2 protein-coding genes are annotated in these 1,972 nt (G+C 34.3%); one reads left to right on the top strand and one right to left on the bottom strand.

Going from position 1 to position 1,972, the window contains the following annotated elements; genetic code table 11:
• Positions 1–47: 47 nt before the first annotated feature.
• On the bottom strand, positions 48–1,358 hold the full coding sequence (gene der, locus DIU01_RS07410; protein ID WP_290833049.1) for a ribosome biogenesis GTPase Der: 1,311 nt from the start codon (positions 1,356–1,358) through the stop codon (positions 48–50).
• 115 nt (positions 1,359–1,473) lie between these two features.
• Here der and DIU01_RS07415 point away from each other — a divergent pair, with 115 nt between their 5' ends.
• Complete coding sequence (locus tag DIU01_RS07415; RefSeq protein ID WP_290833051.1) at positions 1,474–1,968, top strand: hypothetical protein; 495 nt, start codon at positions 1,474–1,476, stop codon at positions 1,966–1,968.
• Positions 1,969–1,972: the final 4 nt, after the last annotated feature.

Genomic DNA, 1,972 nt, shown 5'->3' on the forward strand with positions numbered 1-1,972 from the left:
GAAAATGCCCAAACCTTTCGCTCCTCACTTTTTTAAGCTCAATAAAATTATTTTTCTCTAATGTAAATATCGATTGGCACACCAGAAAAATCCCAGTTTTCACGGATTTTGTTTTCTAGGAAACGTTTGTATGCTTCTTTTACGTACTGCGGCATGTTGGCAAAAAACACAAATTGTGGTGTTGGTGTTGGCAATTGCATGCAATATTTAATTTTTACATATTTCCCTTTTAATGCTGGCGGCGGATGATTTTCTATTAATTTCAACATGTAGTCGTTGAATTTAGAAGTTGAAATACGCTGACTTCTATTTTCGTAGACTTTTACTGTTTCTTCTAACGCTTTAAGCAAACGTTGTTTTGTTAATGCCGAAACGAAAATGATTGGCACATCGGTAAAAGGTTGTAATTGTTCACGAATTTTATTTTCGTAATCGCGAGTTGACATGGTATCTTTTTCTACTAAATCCCATTTGTTTACTAGAATTACAACTCCTTTTCTATTTTTTTCTGCAAGCCAAAAGATGTTTTGATCTTGACCTTCGAAACCGCGAGTTGCGTCTATAATAAGGATACACACATCGGAATGTTCGATGGCACGAACGGAACGCATAACAGAATAAAATTCTAAATCTTCTTTTACTTTAGCTTTTCTACGAATTCCGGCTGTATCGACAAGATTGAATTCGAATCCGAAACGGTCAAATTTTGTATCGATTGAGTCACGTGTTGTTCCTGCAATATCGGTTACAATATATCTGTCTTCACCAATTAATGCATTGATGAAACTTGATTTTCCTGCATTTGGACGACCAACAACACAAAAACGTGGCAAAACTACTTCTTCTTGAGGTGGTTCTGGTTTTACTGGAAAAGCTTCGATTAATGCGTCTAGTAAATCTCCTGTTCCACTTCCAGAAATACTTGCAAAGGTGAAATATTCTCCTAATCCAAGGTTATAAAATTCTACTGCGTCTTTTTCACGCATGGAATTATCTACTTTATTAACTGCTAATAATACTGGTTTTGTAACTTTACGAAGTAGTTTGGCAACCGCATCATCCATTGGAGTGATTCCTTCTTCTACATCTACCACGAAGATAATAACATCGGCTTCGTCTATAGCAAGTTCTACTTGCTTACGTATTTCGCCTTCAAAGACGTCATCGCTTCCGCGAACATAACCTCCAGTATCAATTACGGAAAACTCTTTTCCGTTCCATTCGCTTTTACCGTAGTTTCTATCTCTGGTAACTCCAGAAACTGAATCTACAATAGCTTCTCTTCTTTGTATCAGCCTATTGAAAAGGGTTGATTTCCCTACATTAGGTCTTCCTACTATCGCAACAATGTTATTCATAATGATTTTAAAATAAGCTGCAAAGGTACTACTAATTTTATTTTTATGTACCTTTAATGTAGTAGTAATCCAAAAAATACTATTTTACTGAATTTGAATACGATAAATTAAAGTTATGGAATTGGATAATAATGTGGCGTTGAGACCACGATTTCACAAAGATGTTGACTTATCTATTTGTGAAATAATAGAAAGAGCCTCTATTGTTAAGCAAGAGGTTATTGATGATTATCGAGTTAAGATTTCTGATCATCATATATTTTTATTCATAACTTATGCGAAAAGATGTTATTATTCGCCTCATTTGCATTTGGAATTAACTGAAAATGAAGACAAAACAACGCACATAAAATGTTTGTTTGGACCAGATCAAACGGTTTGGACGTTTTTTATGTTTTTACATTTTATAGTAGCCGGAATTTTTATCGTTTTCGGAATGTTTGCCGTTTCTGATTGGATGTTGAAAGTTTCAATCACTTCAGATTTAGTTGTAATGGGATTGATGGTTGTGGTTTGGTTTTTACTTTATTTTATAGCAAAGCAAATTCGCTACAACGGAAGACATCAAATACATGAGTTGATGCGTTTATTTTTGAGAATTATTGAATAGTATA

It is taken from the genome of Flavobacterium sp. (assembly GCF_003525665.1).
Taxonomy (GTDB): Bacteria; Bacteroidota; Bacteroidia; order Flavobacteriales; family Flavobacteriaceae; genus Flavobacterium.

Bases quoted from the DNA above. Each gene is read 5' to 3' on its own strand.
- der (WP_290833049.1), bottom strand. From the start codon at position 1,358: ATGAATAACATTGTTGCGATAGTAGGAAGACCTAATGTAGGGAAATCA.
- DIU01_RS07415 (WP_290833051.1), top strand. From the start codon at position 1,474: ATGGAATTGGATAATAATGTGGCGTTGAGACCACGATTTCACAAAGAT.